The organism is Polaromonas sp. P1_A2, assembly GCF_056406895.1.
The window spans coordinates 720,963-736,837 of the sequence record NZ_JBFTZI010000001.1; the positions used below are offsets into that span (position 1 = coordinate 720,963).

The window sequence follows — 15,875 nt, forward strand, 5'->3', positions numbered from 1 at the left end:
CCTTGGCAGGCCTGAAAGCGCGTTAAGGATCAGCACAAATTCATTGTGCGACTATGCGTAACAAATTGCGTTTTAAATTTGCGTTGGTGCGTGCGAGCAACTGCAATTTAGTGCAGCAAATCACGCTGCAGGCCGTATTGAGAGCGCCGAAAGTGTTTTCAGGCAACACGCGCCCACAAAAAAGCCCGCAGTTTTGACGCTGCGGGCTTTGCGAAGAACGCGGTGGGTGAAAGCGCTTTAGGCGTAAGCGGCCAGCACCTTCTTCATTTTCTTCATGGCCGCCACTTCGATCTGGCGGATCCGTTCGGCGCTGACCTTGTACTCGGCGGCCAGGTCGTGCAGCGTCATGCCGCCCGAACCGTCGTCGTTCACCTTGAGCCAGCGCTCTTCCACGATGCGGCGGGCGCGCGGATCCAGTTCTTCCAGCGCGGCCGTGATGCCGTCCGAAGCCAGGTTGTCGCGCTGGCGCGATTCCATCAGCGCGGTCGGCTCCTGCGTCGCGTCGGCCAGGTAGGCGATGGGGCCGAAAGCGTCCTCGCCGTCATCACCGGGACTGGGGTCCAGCAGCACGTCGCCGCCCGACATGCGCTGCTCCATCTCTATGACTTCCTCGCGCTTGACGTTCAGCGTCTTGGCCATGGAGTCGATCTGGCCTTCGGTCAGCGTGTCGCGGTGCGTCGCCACGTCGGCGTCGTCCTTGAAACCCTGCTTCATGGAGCGCAGGTTGAAAAACAGCTTGCGCTGGGCCTTGGTCGTGGCGACCTTGACCATGCGCCAGTTCTTCAGGATGTACTCATGGATCTCGGCTTTGATCCAGTGCATGGCATAGCTCACCAGGCGCACATTCTGGTCCGGGTCGAAGCGCTTGACGGCCTTCATCAGGCCGATATTGCCTTCCTGGATCAGGTCGCCGTGCGGCAGGCCGTAGCCCAGGTATTTGCGCGAAATCGACACCACCAGGCGCAAGTGAGAGAGCACCAACTTACCGGCCGAGTCCAGATCGTTGTTTTCCTTGAGGTTTTTGGCGTATTCCTGCTCCTGCTCCAGGGTGAGCATGGGCAGGCGATTGACGGCGGAAATGTAAGCGTCCAGGTTGCCCAGTGGGGGAACCAGCGACCAAGGGTTGACGGCTGCGACGGCGCCCGATTGGGGCACGGCCACGGCAGCGGTCAGCGATTGGGGGGAAAGAGCATATGACACTGCAGAACTCCTTTTCTCTAGTGCTAAATATTAGCACTCTGTTAGAGAGAGTGCTAAGCAATAGGTTCAATGACTCGGATAGCGCAAGGCTAATAAGTGAAAACCCTTGGTCCCCAGTATGAGCACGATGCCCGGGGTTTGGTTCGGGCGCTTTGGTTTCCGGGATGTAAATGCGGGTAATTCTTCCAATTACCAGATGGGCCAGATGCAGCAAACAATCCTAGGGATGCCACGCGGCCGGGGTCCCTGCCGTCCCGGGACCGGGTTTGCGGCTTCCCGCCAGCGCATAGGACAGCTGGTTGGCCGCCCGGATCACGGTTTGGGCCAGCTCTTTCAGGCGCGGCTCCGTCAGGCGCGAGGTCGGCCCTGAAATACAGACCGAGCCCAGCAGCCGCCATCCCATGCTGAACACCGGCGCCGACACGCTGGACACCTCCGGCTCACGTTCGCCCAGCGACAGGTGGTAGCCGCGCTGGCGGATCGTTTCGTAGGGCTCGCCGGGCTCACCCGAAAAAGCCAGGATCACCCGGCCCGGCGCGCCCAGGTCCAGCGGCAGCCCGATGCCGACACGCACGTGGTGGCGAATGGTGCGCGGCCCGTCAACCCGGGCCAGGCAAGTGCGCTGGTTGCCTTCGCGCACATAAAACGAGGCGCTTTCGCCGGTTTCTATGGTGAGTTCCCGCAGCACGGGTTCCACCACTTCATGCACGTTGAAGGTCGCCTGGTAGCAGGCGCCCAGCCAGCCGGCGGCCCGGCCCAGCCGCCAGCTGCCGTCTTCCTTCTGCACCAGGTAATGGTCCGTCGCCAGCGTGCGGGCGATGCGCAGCGCCGTGGTCTTGTGCATGCCGGTGCGGCGGCTCAACTCGGCCAGGGTCAGCTGGGCATCGCTGGTGCCGAAGGCCTCCAGCAGCCGCAGCGCGCGGGTGACGGCGCTGACACCCGTGGATTCTTCTTCTGCGGCCGGGCCAGGGGTGTTGGGCGGGGATGCGCTCATGACATGAACCTTGTTGCGACAGATGAAACTGTATTTTAACAAACGGAACGCTGCATGACAATTTGCGGGCGAGTTCATAACAACGGAGACATTTCATGATTTTTCTGCGCCGCAGCTTGCTGGCTGCCTTGCTTGCCATGCTGGCGATACCCGCACTGGCCCAGCAGGCCTACCCCAACAAACCGATACGCCTGGTCGTGCCTTTCCCGGCTGGCGGGGGCACGGACATCATTGCGCGGGAGGTGGCCCAAAAGCTGTCCACCACGCTGGGCTGGACTTTTGTGATCGACAACAGGCCGGGCAGCGGCGGCAACCTGGGTGTGGACACCGCGGCCAAGGCGGCCCCCGACGGTTACACGCTGGCGCTGGGGCAAACCAGCAACCTGGCCATCAACCCCGCGCTTTACAGCAAGATGCCCTATGACCCGGTCAAGGACCTGGCGCCGGTCGGCCTGGTGGCCAGTGCGCCGCTGGTGCTGGTGGTGGCCGCCGATTCACCCTACAAAACGCTGGCCGACGTGGTCAATGCCAGCAAGGCCAAACCAGGGTCCCTCAACTTCGCATCCCCCGGCAACGGCACCGTGGCCCACCTGGCCAGCGAGTTGTTGCAGAAGACGGCGGGGGTCAAATTCATCCACGTGCCCTACAAAGGCATGGCCCAGGCGGCGACCGACGTCATAGGCGGCCAGGTGCAGCTGTATATGTCATCGGTGCCCACGCTGCTGGGCCACATCAAGAACGGCAAGATGCGCGCCATCGCCGTCACGTCCCTCAAGCGCGTGGACGACCTGCCGCAGGTGCCGACGGTGGCCGAGTCGGGCTACCGGGGTTTCGAGGCTGTGACCTGGTTCGGCGTGGTGGCGCCCGCGGCCGTGCCCAAAGACATCGTGCTGCGCCTGAACACCGAACTCAACAAGGCGCTGCAAACCGCCGACGTCAAGAAAAAACTCGGTGACCAGGGCGCCGCCGTGCTGGGTGGAACACCTGAACAGTTGGGCGCGCTGATCAAGGCCGAAATCACGCGCTGGGCACCAGTCGTCAAAGAGTCCGGCGCCAAGCTGGATTGAGAACGCCAGGCAAGTTTTCCAACACTTCCTTATTGAACACGTCCATGAACCAGCGCAACATCATTAAAAACTTCGACCGCGTATCCGCCGACATCGTCGCGCAGGCCGCGCAATACCAGCCCGCCATCCTGGCCGATGTGGCGGGCCGGCGCGGCGCGCTGCACGGCCGCATCAAGGCCCTGCGCCCGCGCATGAAGTTCGCCGGCACGGCTTTCACCGTCGAGGTCCGCCCGGGCGACAACCTCATGATCCATGCCGCCATGGCGCTGGCCCGGCCGGGCGATGTGCTGGTGATTGACGGCAAAGGCGACCAGACCAGCGCGCTCATGGGCACCATCATGATGACGGCATGCCGGCAGCTGGGACTGGCCGCTGTGGTGATCGACGGCGCGGTGCGCGACAGCCTGGAGATCGACGAGATGGACTACCCGGTGTTCTCGGTCGGCACCAATCCCAACGGCCCGACCAAGCAGGCGGGCGGCCGCATCGGCCATCCGGTGTCGGTGGGCGGTGTAACGGTCAATCCCGGCGACTTCATTTGCGGCGACGGCGACGGCGTGGTCGTGGTCGAGCGCGAAAAGATTGAATCGCTGCTGCCGCTGGCGGCGCACAAGGTGGTGGCCGAGGCCAAGCGTATTGCCCAGATCAAGGAAGGCAAAACCAGCGCGCCCTGGCTGAATGATTCATTGGTGGCCGCCGGCGTGCTGCAGGCAGGGGAAAGCCTGTGAGCGCCAAGCCCGCCATCCTGGTCACCGCCGCCGACCTGGCCCCCCAGGCGCTGGCCTTGCTCGAGGACTTTGAGGTGGTCTACGCCGGCAGGGCGCCGCAGGTGGCCGACCTGGTGGCCCTGTGCCAGCGCCACAACCCGGTGGCCATCATCGTGCGTTACAGCAGCATCACGCCCGAGGTCATAGATGCCGCGCCGGCCCTGAAAGTCATCTCCAAACATGGCAGCGGCACGGACACCATTGACAAGGCGGCGGCCGCCGCGCGCGGCATTGAAGTCACCGCCGCCGTGGGCGCCAACGCGGCCGCGGTGGCCGAGCAGGCGCTGGCCCTGTTGCTGGCCTGCGCCAAGTCGGTGGTCCAGCTCAACAGCCGCATGCACGCGGGCCACTGGGACAAGGCCACGCACAAGAGCGTAGAGCTGGGCGGGCGCAGCATAGGCCTGATCGGCCTGGGTGCCATAGGCCTACGCTTCGCGAAGATGTGCGACGCCATGGGCATGCGCATTCTGGGGTTTGATCCTTTTGCCAAAAACCTGCCGGCCTATATTCAGCCCGTTGACCTGGACACGCTCTGGCGCGAGTCCGATGCCATTTCCCTGCACTGTCCGCTGACGGCCGACAACAAGCAGTTGCTGAACGCGAACACGCTGGCACAGTGCAAAAAAGGCGTGATCGTGGTGAACACCGCGCGCGGCGGCCTGATTGACGAGCCCGCGCTGCTGGCGGCCGTGCAGTCGGGCCAGGTCGGCATGGCCGCGCTCGACAGTTTTGCGGTGGAGCCCATGACGGCGCCGCACATCTTCCACCATCAGCCCGGTTTCATCCTGAGCCCGCACATAGGCGGCGTCACCAGCGATGCTTACGTCAACATGGGCGTCGCCGCCGCGAACAACACGCTGGCGGTGCTGCGGCAAAAGCCCAGCGCGCCTTGACGGCAGGGATTTAAGGCAGGCGCTTGTCGTTACGCACTTCGCGTACTTCGACATCCACGACATCGTCGGTGCGCGCCGTGTTGCCGGCCTCACGGCCTGCGCCGCCCGGCCACATGCCCTGCGGCGAGTAGCGCTGGAAGCGGCCAAACACCATGGCCGGTGCCGGCTTGCGGCCGGTGACCAGGGACTTCAGCAGGCTCAGCACCACGACGATCAGCGCGGCCGCCAGCAGGCTGAGGGCAAACACCGCCGCAAACAGGCCCAGCACCAGTTTGAGGAAAAAACGCAGAATTTTGCTGATCAAGCGAAACACCTGTGAAAAGGTTTAAACCTCCCACATGGAGGCGAAAGGCGCTTTTTCAAGCTGGATGCATCACCAGCGTATGCCCAGCTTGCCGAACAGCTTGCTCAGCACGAACAGCGGGCCGACCCAGAGGTACTGGATGTCTTCGAAAAACGAGGGCTTTTTGCCTTCTATCTTGTGGCCTATGAATTGCAAGATCCAGGCGCCCACAAAAATGGCGATGCTGAGCGGCAGTACCAGCGGCCCCATGGCGAACACCAAGCCCAGGAACAGCACCGACCAAACCGCCATGGTCATGAAGAACACCGCCGACAGACGGGCGTAGTACACCATGCTGGCCGCGACAAAGGCATAGGCCACATAGGGATGCAGCGCAAACAGCATGCCGACCAGGCTCAGCATGATGAGGGGAATGGCGATGAAGTGAATCAGCTCGTTGCGCGGGTTCTGGTGGCTTTCGCCGTAATGCGCGAGCAACTGGTCGACTTTGCGGGCTTCGGCCGGTGCGCCGGCAGTGTTGGGGGTGTCGTGTGTGTCCGCCGTGTTGTCCATGTCTGTCTCCTTTGGGAAAAAAGGCGCAATCAGCGCCTTTTTCTTCCACTTTAATACAGCCGCGGTGTTTTACAAAGCCGGGCACGGCGCCCGGGCGACATCAGGTGGGCGTGATTTTCGCGGTCTTGATAATCCGGCTCCAGCGGTCTATTTCGCTTTTCAGGAAGCGGCCGAACTCGTCTGAGCCCTTTTGCGAGACACGAAAGCCTTGCTGCTTGGCGCGCTCTTCCACTTCGGCGCTGTACATGATCTTGATCATCTCGCGCGAGAATTTGTCCACGATGTCATCCGGTGTCTTGGCCGGGAGCATGGCGCCTGTCCAGTTTTCGACAAAGAGGCCAGGCATGCCCGCTTCCAGGGCGGTGGGAACATCGGGAACTCCCGGGTGCCGGCCCAGGCTGCAGATGGCGATCGCGCGCAGCTTGCCGCCTTTGACGTGAGCGATCGATTCTGGATAGTTGGAAAAGACCACGTCCAGCTGGCCGCCAATCAGGTCGACCATCGATGGCGCGCCACCACGGTAGGGTACATGGATCATCTTCGTTTTGTTCAGTTCGTTGAACAAAGCCATGGTCAGGTGCGCCGGTGTGCCGTTGCCGCTCGAGCCCGCGCTCAGTTGCTTGGTTTTGGACACCGCCATCAGGTCCTTGAAGTCCTTGATCGGGCTGGCGGTGGGGACAACCACCAGCATCGGCGAATTGGCCAGCAGGGCGACGGGACGCAAATCCTTGGTCAAGCTGTAGGGCGCGTTGGGATAGAGAGAAACGTTAGCGGCATGCGTCAACGTGATGGCGAGCACCGTATTGCCGTCGGGCGCTGATTTGGCGACCTGTTCCGCGCCAATCTGCGCGTTTCCGCCGGCCTTGTTTTCGACAATCACGGAGGTCTTCCACGCTTCGGAGAGCTTTTGGGCAACCGTGCGGGCCATCATGTCGGTCAGGCCGCCGGGCGTAAACGGAACCACATACTTGATGGTGCTGCCCGGTTTGGGAAAGGTCTGCTGGGCCAGCCCCAGGCCCGGAACGCCCGTCAGGGCTGCACCTGCTGATGCCAATACGATGTCACGACGCTTCATGCCAATCTCCTTGAGTTTTAACTAAACAACTGATCCCTCACTGACTAACTGATCCAATTGAAACTTGAGCGCGTCGGGGATGGTGATTCCCGCCTGCTGTGCCTTGGCTTCGAGCGCGATGCGCCGCGCGCCGGCCAGGCGCACGCCGTCGTCCTGCAGCATTTCGGCGATCAGGGTTTCCATGCGCTCGAAGTAGCTGTCGGCGCCGGCCAGGGCGCCCGGGTCTATCAGGATAAAGGCCTGGCCTATGCGCGGCTGGTTGCCTTCATCGACAAAAAAGGAGGATGCCTCAAAAGAAAAGCGCGCGCCTATCACGGCGGTGACAAGCAGCTCCACGACCAGCGCCAGCATGGAGCCCTTGGGGCTGCTCACCGCGCCCAGCGGCAGCATGGAGCCTTCGAGTGCCGCCTGCGCGTCGGTGGTGGGCCGGCCTTCGGTGTCCAGCGCCCAGCCCAGCGGAATCGGCTTGCCTTCCTTGGCGGCCAGCATGACCTTGCCGCGCGCGACCTCACTGAGCGAGAGGTCGACCATCAGCGGGTCGGCATCACGGCGCGGAAAGATCGCGGCCAGGGGATTGGTGCCGAACACCGGGTGTTTGCCGCCGGCCGCCGGCATGGCCGCCGGCGCGTTGGCAAAACCCAGGCCCACAAGGCCGGCATCGGCCGCGGCGCGCAGATGGTCTATCAATACGCCGCAGTGGTGGCTGTTGGTGATGCCCACAAAACACACGCCCATCTCGCGCGCTGTCGTGATGGCCGTGGCAATCGCCAGGTCGCAGGCCGGAAAGGCCAGGCCTTGCCCGGCATCGACCAGCACCGTCGCGCCTTTTTTCCGCGCCACCACGGGCACGGCCTGGCCGTCGGCGCGGCCGTTGCTCAGGTGGGTGGCGTATTGCGGCACGCGGCTCAGGCCATGCGAGGCCAGGCCTTGCGCGTCCGCGCGGACCAGCGCCTTCGCGGTGCTCAGCGCCATTTCTTCGGACGCGCCCGCGCAGCGCAGGGCCTGCGCGCCGAGGCGGGTGGCTTCTTCAAGGGACAAATGGGCCATCAGCTCAGACTCTCCAGAACTTTTTCTGCGACCATGAACGATACACGTTCATTCGATTGTGTGCTGACGCCCGAAATATGCGGGGTCAGCACCAAGTTGGGGCAATCCTGCAGCGACGCCGTCGCGGGCAGGGGCTCCACATCGAAGACATCGATGGCCGCGCCGCCCAGCCGGCCGTCCCTGAGGGCTGCGGCCACGGCTGCCAGGTCCACGATATGCCCGCGCGAGGTGTTGACCAGCACGGCGCCCTTTTTCATGCGGGCAATGCGCTCGGCGTTGAACAGGCCGCGTGTGGAGTCCACCAACGGCACATGCAGCGTGACGGCGTCCGCGCCGGCGATGAGCTCATCGAGCGCGGCGTAGCGCACGCCGGCCTGCGCGAAGACCGGCGCATCGGGCGCCAGCATGGCGTCGTAAGCGATCACTTGCATGCCCAGGCCCCGCGCCAGGCGCGCCGTGGTCTGGCCTATGGAGCCGAAGCCTATGATGCCCAGCGTTTGCCCGGCGGTCTCGCGCCCGTTGCCCAGCGCCGCGCGCGGCCACTGGCCGGCGGCCACCGCCGCGCTGGAGGCAAAGGCGCCGCGCAGCAGCAGCATGGTGCTGGCGATCACGTATTCGGCCACGCTGAGCGCATTGGCGCCGGTGGCCGGGATGACCTTGATGCCCCGGGCTTCGCAGGCCGGGACATCGATGTTGTCCAGGCCCACGCCCAGCCGGCCCACCACCTTGCAGCGCGTGAGCGCGGCCAGCAGTTCGCCGCGCACCTGGGTCAGGTTGCGCACGACCAGCACGTCGGCCGTCGCCGCCTCGGCCCGCAGGCGGGCCGCATCGCCCACCAGCTGCGGGTCGTAGAGCACCTCATGCGCCGCCGCAAGCCGCGCCACGGCGCGCTCGTCCATGAATTCACAGATGACTATGCGCGCCATGCGTCCTCCGCTCTAGGCTGATTCGAAGAGACGCGTCAGCACGAACTCGCGGTGGCCCAGGGCTTCGGCCGCGGTCAGGCGGCCGTTGGCCGTGCGCAGCATGTTCTCCAGCAGCTTGTCGCCGGCCTGGTCCAGCGTGATCTCGCGCTGCAGCAGGCCCGAGGTGTCCACGTCAATGTGCTCGCTCATCAGGCGCACGGTGCGCGGGTTGGAGCAGATCTTGATCACCGGGACGATGGCGTTGCCGATCACGTTGCCCTGGCCCGTGGGGAAGAAGTGCACGGCGTAACCGGAGGCGGCGCACAAGGTCACCATTTCGGCGGCGGCGCTGGACGAATCCATGAACCACAGGCCTGGGTGCGTGGGCATCTCGGCCTTGTCGATGACGCCGTCCACCGTGCAGACCTTGCCTATCTTCTGGATATTGCCCAGGGCTTTTTCCTCGATGGTCGTCAGGCCCCCGGCGATGTTGCCCTTGGTGGGCTGCGAGTCGGACAGGTCGCTGGTCTTGTGGCGGTTGATCATGTCCTGGTAGCGGTTGAACATGAACATGAAGCGCTCGCGCACCGCGTCGTTGGCGCAGCGGTCGGCCACGATTTTTTCGCCGCCGGTGATTTCCGAGGTTTCGCCGAAGCACAGGTAGTTGCCCAGCGGGTGCAGCTTGTCAAAAGCGTTGCCCACCGTGGGATTGGCGCCGCAACCCGAGGTGGTGTCGGACTCGCCGCATTTGGTGGAGACCCAGAGTTCGGAGATGCCGCAGACCTCGCGCTGCTTTTCGCTGGCCCACTGCACATACTCACGCGCCGCCCTGGAGGCCTTCATGATGGTCTCGTGGTCGCCGTGGCCCTCGATGCCGAAGCCGACCACCGGTTTGCCGGTGGTGGCGATGCCGTCGACGACTTTTTTGGTCCAGCCGTCTTCAATGCCTATCACCACCACGGCCGCGACGTTGGGGTTGCAGCCCGCGCCTATCAGCGTGCGAAAGTGCAGCTCCAGGTCGGCGCCGAACTGAAGCCGGCCGTAGGGATGCGGGATCGCCATGCAGCCCTTGATGTTGTGGGCCACGGCCTCGGCCGCCGCGTTCGACAGGTCGTCCAGCGGCAGGATGATGACGTGGTTGCGCACGCCGACGCGGCCGTTCTCGCGGCGATAGCCCAGAAATGTGGTGTCTTTGTTAATGACTGACATGGATATGTTCCTAGATGAATTGTTTGTTCCAGCAATCGACGTGGATCTGGCTTTGCCAGGCCACAGGCGATGCCCCCTTAGGGGGAGGCGGCCGCAGGCCGCTTCGGGGGGTTACCACCTCTTTGTTTTGATGTTATGGACGTGCGCATGCTGGCCCGCCTTGATGTTGGCGACGACCTTGCCCATGTCGATGCCGTACTTGAGCACCGTATCGCCGACGGCCATGTCCTTGAGCGCCACCTTGTGGCCAATGGGGATGTCCTGCTGGGCCTGCACATTGATCATGCGGTCCTCGTCCATGATCCAGCCGGTCATGGCGGTTCCGGCCTTTACACCTTCCACCACCACGACGGCCACGGTGTCTTTGGCGTCATGCAATACAAAATGAATCATGGGTTCTCCATCAAGGGGCTGGGTTGAATCGAGCCGCCAGTTTTATGGAGGGCCCGCACCTTGTCAATTCACTCATATATATGACTTGTACGACCCGCCCATCGGTGTTTCAATGGGCGCCGTGAACGCGAAAACCAGACCCACCTCCCTGCGCCCGCTGGCGGGCGGGGACACCATGCCGCTGTACCGCCAGGTCAAGCGCGAGCTGCAAAAACTCATTGAAGCCGGCCACTACGGTCCGGGTAAACCCCTGCCCAGCGAGGCTGAAATCGCCACCGGCCTGCAGGTCAGTGTGGGCACCTTGCGCCATGCGGTGGACGAACTGGTGCACGAGCACGTGCTACTGCGCCGCCAAGGCAAGGGCACGTTTGTGGCGCCGCACACCGATGCCCGTTTCATGTTCCAGTTTTTCCATGTGGAGCCGCGCTGGAATTTCGGCGACGACGATGAGGCGCGCGAGCGCGACTACCCCGAAATCGATTGCATCGCCTTCGCGCGCGAGCGGGCGACGGAAGCCGAGGCCGGCGCCTTGCGCATCAAGGCCGGCGAGCCGGTGTTCAGGGCCGAGAACCGGCTCGCGCTGCGCGGCCGCGTGGTGATGCACGACAGGCTGGCGATTTCGGCAGCGCTGTTTCGCAATCTCACCGAAAAGCGTTTTGTCGAAAGGCCCAGCACGATTTACGCGCTGTACCAGACCGACTTCGGCATCACCGTGCTGCGCGCGCAGGAGCGCGCGCGCGCGGCGGCGGCCGACAAAACCACGGCCCGCGTGTTGGGCGTGGCGGCCGGCGCGCCGGTGATGGAGGTGCACCGGCTGGCGCTGACCTTTGGCGACAAGCCGGTGGAGTATCGCGTGTCGACCATCAACACTCAGGCGCACGACTACGTCAGTGTGCTGTCCAAGAGAGCTTGAGCATGGACCTTGTTTTTTTACTGGAGAAGGCCAGGCTGGCCGGCATGGAAGCGGCCGCCCGCATCCAGCAAGCCCAGGCCGGCCTGAAACCGGCCGACGTGAGCCAGAAAGCGCCCGGCGATTGGGTCACGCGCTTTGACCGCGAAGTGGAGGAGGACCTGCAGGAAGCCCTGCAGCATGCGCTGCCGCAGGGCCGCTTTGTCGGCGAGGAGGGCGGCGGCGAGTTGACGGACGGCCCCACCTGGCTGGTGGACCCGATAGACGGCACGGCGAACTTCGCGCGCGGCTACCCGCAGTACGCGGTGGCTATCGCCCTCTGCGTGGGCCGGGAGCCGGTGCTGGGCGTAATCGTTGATCCTTCGCGCGATGAGGTCTTCACGGCCGCGACTGGGCTGGGCGCCCGGCTGAACGGGCGGCCCATCGCCTGCGCCGGCCCGCGCCTGCCGGGCCAGTGCCTGGTCGCTACGGTGTTCCCCAAACCCGGCGCGCCCTTCATGGACGACTACCTTGCCGAATTCGGCCGCGTGTTGAAAACCTTCGGCCAGGTGCGCCGCAGCGGCGCGATGGCGCTGGAGCTGGCCTATGTGGCGGCCGGCAGGGTAGACGCCTTCTGGGAGCGCGGCATGGGCGCCTGGGACGCGGCGGCAGGCGCCGTGCTGCTGCGCGAAGCCGGCGCCGTGATGCAGGCGATGGACGGCTTGCCGCTGCTGGAGAGCCGGATGCTGGTAGCCGGTAGCCCGGCAGGCGCCGCCCTGCTCGAGGGCGTACTCAAGCCCCATGACAAGCGCTCATGAGGCGGGGGCCTCACTCCACCACTTTTTTTGACATTTTTATTGGGTTCCGATGATTCACACATGGCGCTTGCAGCTGGCTTCCTTGAGCACGTATTTCCCGGGTGTGCTGGTGTGCATGGTGATCGCACTGGCGGCCACCTTTGTGTCCGAGCATTACGGCGGGCCGCAACTGCTGTACGCGCTGCTGATAGGCCTGGCCTTTCACTTTCTGAGCAGCCATCCGCAGGCGGCCAAGGGCATAGGTTTTTGCGGGCGTGTGGTGCTGCGTGTCGGCGTGGCGCTGCTGGGCGCGCGCATCACTTTTTCGCAGGTGGCCCAGTTGGGCCTGGGAACCGCGGCGGTCATCGTGCTGGCGGTGTTGCTCACGATAGGGCTGGGCGTGCTGCTGGCGCGCTGGCTCAAGTGTTCGCGCGACGAAGGCCTGCTCTCGGGCAGCGCCGTGGCCATTTGCGGGGCGTCGGCGGCGCTGGCGGTGTCTTCGGTGCTGCCGCAAACCAAAGAGAACGAGCGCTTCACGCTGCTGGCCGTCGTGGGCGTCACGGTGCTGTCGACGCTGGCCATGGTGGTCTATCCCTTCAGCCTGCAGGCCATAGGCCTGCTGCCGGGGCAGGCCGGCATCGTGCTGGGCGGCTCCATCCATGATGTGGCGCAGGTGGTGGCGGCCGGCATGATGCTGGGGCCGCAGGCCGGCGACACGGCGACGGTGGTCAAACTGTTCCGCGTCATGATGCTGATGCCGGTGGTGCTGGCGGTGGCCGTGATGTACCGCAAGCATCCGGCCGTGAAGGTGCCGGAAACCGAGGTGCCGCTGGTGCCCGGCTTTCTGCTGGCCTTTGTCGTGCTGGTGATGCTGGCCAGTGCCGGCCTCATCAGCCCGCCGCTGGTTCAGCTGGCCGGCGATGCCTCGCGCTGGATGCTGGTCACTGCCATTGCTGCCGCGGGTGTCAAGACCAGTTTTGAGGACCTGCTCAAGCTGGGCTGGAAGCCGGTGGCCATGCTGGTCACCGAGACCGTGTTTATCGTGGCCTTTGTGGTGGCCGCGGTGCTGCTGTTGCGCCTGGGCGGCGCCTGAGGAAAGCGCCTAACCCAGCAGGGCCTGCGCGAATTCGCGTGCGTTAAAGGTTTCCAGGTCTTCGAGCTGCTCGCCCACGCCGATGAAATACACCGACACGGGGCGCAGCGCCGGCGAGGCCAGCGCGCGTTCGCGGGCCCACAGCGCAATGGCCGCCAGCACGCCACCCTTGGCCGTGCCATCCAGCTTGGTCACGATAAGGCCGGTCAGTTGCAAAGTGTCGTCAAAGGCCTTGACCTGGGCCAGGGCGTTTTGCCCGGTGTTGCCGTCGATCACCAGCAATACTTCGTGCGGGGCCGTGGCCTCCGCCTTTTGCACCACGCGCTTGATCTTGCGCAGCTCTTCCATGAGGTGCAGCTGCGTGGGCAGGCGGCCGGCGGTATCGACCAGCACCACATCCTTGCCGCGCGCCTTGCCGGCGCTCACGGCGTCAAAGCTCACGGCAGCCGGGTCGCCCCCTTCCTGGCTCACGATCTCGACGGTGTTGCGGTCGGCCCAGACGCTGAGCTGCTCGCGCGCCGCCGCGCGAAAGGTGTCGGCCGCCGCGAGCAGCACCGAGGCACCCTCGGTGGCCAGGTGGCGTGTGAGCTTGCCGATGGAGGTGGTTTTGCCGGCGCCGTTCACGCCGGTGACCATGATCACGGTGGGCTGGTACTGGCCTATCACCAGCGGCTGCTCCAGCGGCTTGAGCAATTGCGCGATGGCGTCCACCAGCGCGTTCTTGACGGCCACGGGATGCGTCATGCCGCCTTCGCGTACGCGGCGCTTGACGTCGGCCAGCAGGTGTTCGGTGGCCTTGGTGCCCGCGTCGGCCATCAGCAGCGCGGTTTCAAGGTCTTCGTAAAGCGCGTCGTCGATGCGGCTGCCGGTGAACACCGTTGAAATGCTGGAGCCGGTCTTGCGCAGGCCGGCCTGCAGCTTGCTGAGCCAGCGCTCGCGTTCCGGCGGGACGGCGCCGGGTGCCGGCATGGCGATGGGGGTGACCAGCGCGCTGCCTATCAATCCACCCCCGGCGGGCGCCGGCGCGGGAACGGCGTCTGCCGCCGGCGCGGGCGACGCCGTGGAAGGCACGGCGGCGGGAGGGGGGGATTTTTTCTTGAAAAAACTGAACATTGGGTATGCTTGCGGAGTCCTAGTGGGCTGTTGCACCGTTGCGGGGCAACGTGCGGCGCCACCCATCTATTCTATGAAACACCCCAGACAAGCCCTTTTGACGCAGCCAGTACCCCTTTCCCGCCCCGTTTTCCGCCTTCCCCGCGCCCCGGCCGCCCTGCTGGCCTTGTGCCTGGGAGCCGCCGCTTTCGCCCAGGCACCCGCCCCGGCGCCGGTGGTGGAGAAGTTCACGCTGGCCAACGGCCTCACGGTGATTGTCAAACCCGACCACCGCGCGCCCACGGCGGCCCACATGCTGTGGGTGCGGGTAGGCTCCATGGACGAAGTGGACGGCACCTCGGGCGTGGCCCATGCGCTGGAACACATGATGTTCAAGGGCACAGCCACGGTAAAGCCCGGTGATTTTGCCAAGCGGGTTGCCGCGCTGGGCGGGCGCGACAATGCCTTCACCACCCGCGACTACACCGGCTATCACCAGCAGATTCCGGCCGGCAAGCTGGAGGAGGTGATGCGGCTGGAGGCCGACCGCTTTGCCCACATGCAGTGGCCTGACGAGGAATTCAAACGCGAGATCGAGGTGGTCAAGGAGGAGCGCCGCCTGCGCACCGAGGATTCGCCGCGCGCCATGCTCCACGAGCAGGGCACGGCCGTGACCTTCCTGGCCTCGCCTTACCGGCGCTCCGTCGTCGGCTGGATGAGCGACCTGGACGCCATGACGCCGGCCGACGTGCGTGATTTCTACCGGCGCTGGTATGTGCCGGCCAATGCGGCCGTGGTGGTGGCGGGTGACGTGGAAGTCGCCCAGGTCAGGAAACTCGCCGAGAAATACTACGGCGGCATCCCCGCGCGGCCTGTGCCCGAGCGCAAGCCCCGCACCGAGCCTGAGCAGGACGGCCCGCGCCGCCTGGATTACAAGGCCCCGGCCAGCCAGGCTTACGTGAGCATGTCCTTCAAGGTGCCCAAGCTGGAGCCAGCCGATCTCATGGACCCGGCCGCCGGCGCACCGGCCTCGCCGACGGCGGCGGGCAGCCGCGACGCGCTGGCCTTGACCGTGCTGGCCGCGGTGCTTGACGGCTATGGCGGCGCGCGCCTGGAGCGCGCCCTGGGGCAGGGCGACAACCGGCTGTCCGACGGCGCCGGGGCTTCCAACGGCCTGATGGGTCGCGGGCCGCAGCTGTTTGTACTGGACGGCGTTCCCGCGGACGGCAAGACCACGCAGCAGGTGGCCGAGGCTTTGCGCCGGGAAGTTGCCCTGGTGGCGCGCGAAGGCGTGAGCGAAGCGGAACTCAAGCGCGTCAAGACCCAGTGGGTGGCCGGCGAGATTTACAAGCTCGACTCCGTGTTCAGCCAGGCGCGCGAGCTGGGCTCCAACTGGATACAGGGCCTGCCGCTGGACGGCAGCGAACGCGTGATCGCCGGCCTGCGCCGCGTGACGGCCGCCGAAGTGCAGGCGGTGGCGGCCAAATATTTCGGCGACGACCAGATGACGCTGGTCACCTTGCTGCCCCAGCCCGCGGACCCCAATCGCAAACCCCGAAAGCCGGCGCTCCCCATTCGCCATGGCGACGGCTCCTGAA

At 65.0% G+C, this 15,875-nt stretch carries 17 protein-coding genes; 7 read left to right on the plus strand and 10 right to left on the minus strand.

Annotation, left to right across the window (positions count from 1 at the left end):
* Positions 1 to 237 precede the first annotated feature (237 nt).
* Together rpoH and AC1D09_RS03365 are read right to left on the minus strand one after the other, a co-directional pair.
* The gene (gene rpoH, locus AC1D09_RS03360) at positions 238 to 1,200 is read right to left on the minus strand and encodes an RNA polymerase sigma factor RpoH (RefSeq protein ID WP_007862907.1); all 963 of its coding nucleotides are present in this window, start codon (positions 1,198 to 1,200) and stop codon (positions 238 to 240) included.
* 220 nt (positions 1,201 to 1,420) lie between these two features.
* Positions 1,421 to 2,194, minus strand: coding sequence for an IclR family transcriptional regulator (locus tag AC1D09_RS03365; protein WP_477662350.1), 774 nt, complete (start codon positions 2,192 to 2,194; stop codon positions 1,421 to 1,423).
* A gap of 95 nt (positions 2,195 to 2,289) precedes the next feature.
* Here AC1D09_RS03365 and AC1D09_RS03370 point away from each other — a divergent pair, with 95 nt between their 5' ends.
* Genes AC1D09_RS03370 through AC1D09_RS03380 form a run of 3 tightly spaced genes read left to right on the plus strand, consistent with a single transcriptional unit; the run spans position 2,290 to position 4,921 of the window.
* The gene (locus AC1D09_RS03370) at positions 2,290 to 3,261 is read left to right on the plus strand and encodes a Bug family tripartite tricarboxylate transporter substrate binding protein (RefSeq protein ID WP_477662349.1); all 972 of its coding nucleotides are present in this window, start codon (positions 2,290 to 2,292) and stop codon (positions 3,259 to 3,261) included.
* A gap of 44 nt (positions 3,262 to 3,305) precedes the next feature.
* Complete coding sequence (locus tag AC1D09_RS03375; RefSeq protein WP_477662348.1) at positions 3,306 to 3,989, plus strand: RraA family protein; 684 nt, start codon at positions 3,306 to 3,308, stop codon at positions 3,987 to 3,989.
* Positions 3,986 to 4,921, plus strand: coding sequence for an NAD(P)-dependent oxidoreductase (locus AC1D09_RS03380; protein ID WP_477662347.1), 936 nt, complete (start codon positions 3,986 to 3,988; stop codon positions 4,919 to 4,921). Before AC1D09_RS03375 ends, AC1D09_RS03380 begins: the two co-directional genes overlap by 4 nt.
* Before the next feature lie 10 nt (positions 4,922 to 4,931).
* On the opposite strand, the gene AC1D09_RS03385 is transcribed toward AC1D09_RS03380, so the two are convergent.
* From AC1D09_RS03385 to AC1D09_RS03415, 7 genes are all read right to left on the minus strand, one after another.
* Complete coding sequence (locus tag AC1D09_RS03385; RefSeq protein WP_477700933.1) at positions 4,932 to 5,225, minus strand: hypothetical protein; 294 nt, start codon at positions 5,223 to 5,225, stop codon at positions 4,932 to 4,934.
* Between the two features lie 69 nt (positions 5,226 to 5,294).
* Positions 5,295 to 5,777, minus strand: a complete 483-nt coding sequence (locus AC1D09_RS03390; protein WP_477662345.1) for an Mpo1 family 2-hydroxy fatty acid dioxygenase — start codon at positions 5,775 to 5,777, stop codon at positions 5,295 to 5,297.
* A gap of 100 nt (positions 5,778 to 5,877) precedes the next feature.
* Positions 5,878 to 6,852, minus strand: coding sequence for a Bug family tripartite tricarboxylate transporter substrate binding protein (locus tag AC1D09_RS03395; protein WP_074576576.1), 975 nt, complete (start codon positions 6,850 to 6,852; stop codon positions 5,878 to 5,880).
* A 21-nt stretch (positions 6,853 to 6,873) separates the two neighbouring features.
* A complete protein-coding gene (locus AC1D09_RS03400; protein WP_477662344.1) occupies positions 6,874 to 7,899 on the minus strand; it encodes an Ldh family oxidoreductase in 1,026 nt (341 codons plus the stop codon).
* Positions 7,899 to 8,825 carry a hydroxyacid dehydrogenase gene (locus AC1D09_RS03405; protein WP_477662343.1) on the minus strand — a complete coding sequence of 309 codons (927 nt, stop codon included), beginning with the start codon at positions 8,823 to 8,825 and terminating at the stop codon, positions 7,899 to 7,901. Before AC1D09_RS03405 ends, AC1D09_RS03400 begins: the two co-directional genes overlap by 1 nt.
* Positions 8,826 to 8,837: 12 nt before the next feature.
* Positions 8,838 to 10,013 carry a UxaA family hydrolase gene (locus AC1D09_RS03410; RefSeq protein ID WP_007862871.1) on the minus strand — a complete coding sequence of 392 codons (1,176 nt, stop codon included), beginning with the start codon at positions 10,011 to 10,013 and terminating at the stop codon, positions 8,838 to 8,840.
* 111 nt (positions 10,014 to 10,124) lie between these two features.
* Positions 10,125 to 10,406, minus strand: a complete 282-nt coding sequence (locus tag AC1D09_RS03415) for a UxaA family hydrolase (protein WP_007862870.1) — start codon at positions 10,404 to 10,406, stop codon at positions 10,125 to 10,127.
* A 112-nt stretch (positions 10,407 to 10,518) separates the two neighbouring features.
* On the opposite strand from AC1D09_RS03415, the gene AC1D09_RS03420 reads away from it, so the two are divergent.
* The 3 genes from AC1D09_RS03420 to AC1D09_RS03430 are packed head-to-tail and all read left to right on the plus strand — an operon-like array spanning position 10,519 to position 13,185.
* The gene (locus tag AC1D09_RS03420) at positions 10,519 to 11,319 is read left to right on the plus strand and encodes a GntR family transcriptional regulator (RefSeq protein WP_477662342.1); all 801 of its coding nucleotides are present in this window, start codon (positions 10,519 to 10,521) and stop codon (positions 11,317 to 11,319) included.
* Between the two features lie 2 nt (positions 11,320 to 11,321).
* Positions 11,322 to 12,113 carry an inositol monophosphatase family protein gene (locus AC1D09_RS03425; RefSeq protein WP_477662341.1) on the plus strand — a complete coding sequence of 264 codons (792 nt, stop codon included), beginning with the start codon at positions 11,322 to 11,324 and terminating at the stop codon, positions 12,111 to 12,113.
* Between the two features lie 49 nt (positions 12,114 to 12,162).
* Positions 12,163 to 13,185, plus strand: coding sequence for a YeiH family protein (locus AC1D09_RS03430; protein WP_477662340.1), 1,023 nt, complete (start codon positions 12,163 to 12,165; stop codon positions 13,183 to 13,185).
* Positions 13,186 to 13,194: 9 nt separating this feature from the next.
* Here the strand turns inward: AC1D09_RS03430 and ftsY are convergent, their stop codons facing one another.
* Positions 13,195 to 14,298 carry a signal recognition particle-docking protein FtsY gene (gene ftsY / locus AC1D09_RS03435; RefSeq protein ID WP_477662339.1) on the minus strand — a complete coding sequence of 368 codons (1,104 nt, stop codon included), beginning with the start codon at positions 14,296 to 14,298 and terminating at the stop codon, positions 13,195 to 13,197.
* Between the two features lie 73 nt (positions 14,299 to 14,371).
* Between ftsY and AC1D09_RS03440 the strand changes: the two genes are divergently transcribed.
* Entirely contained in the window at positions 14,372 to 15,874 is a 1,503-nt protein-coding gene (locus AC1D09_RS03440; protein ID WP_477662338.1) for a M16 family metallopeptidase, read from the plus strand.
* The last annotated feature ends 1 nt before the right edge of the window (position 15,875 follow it).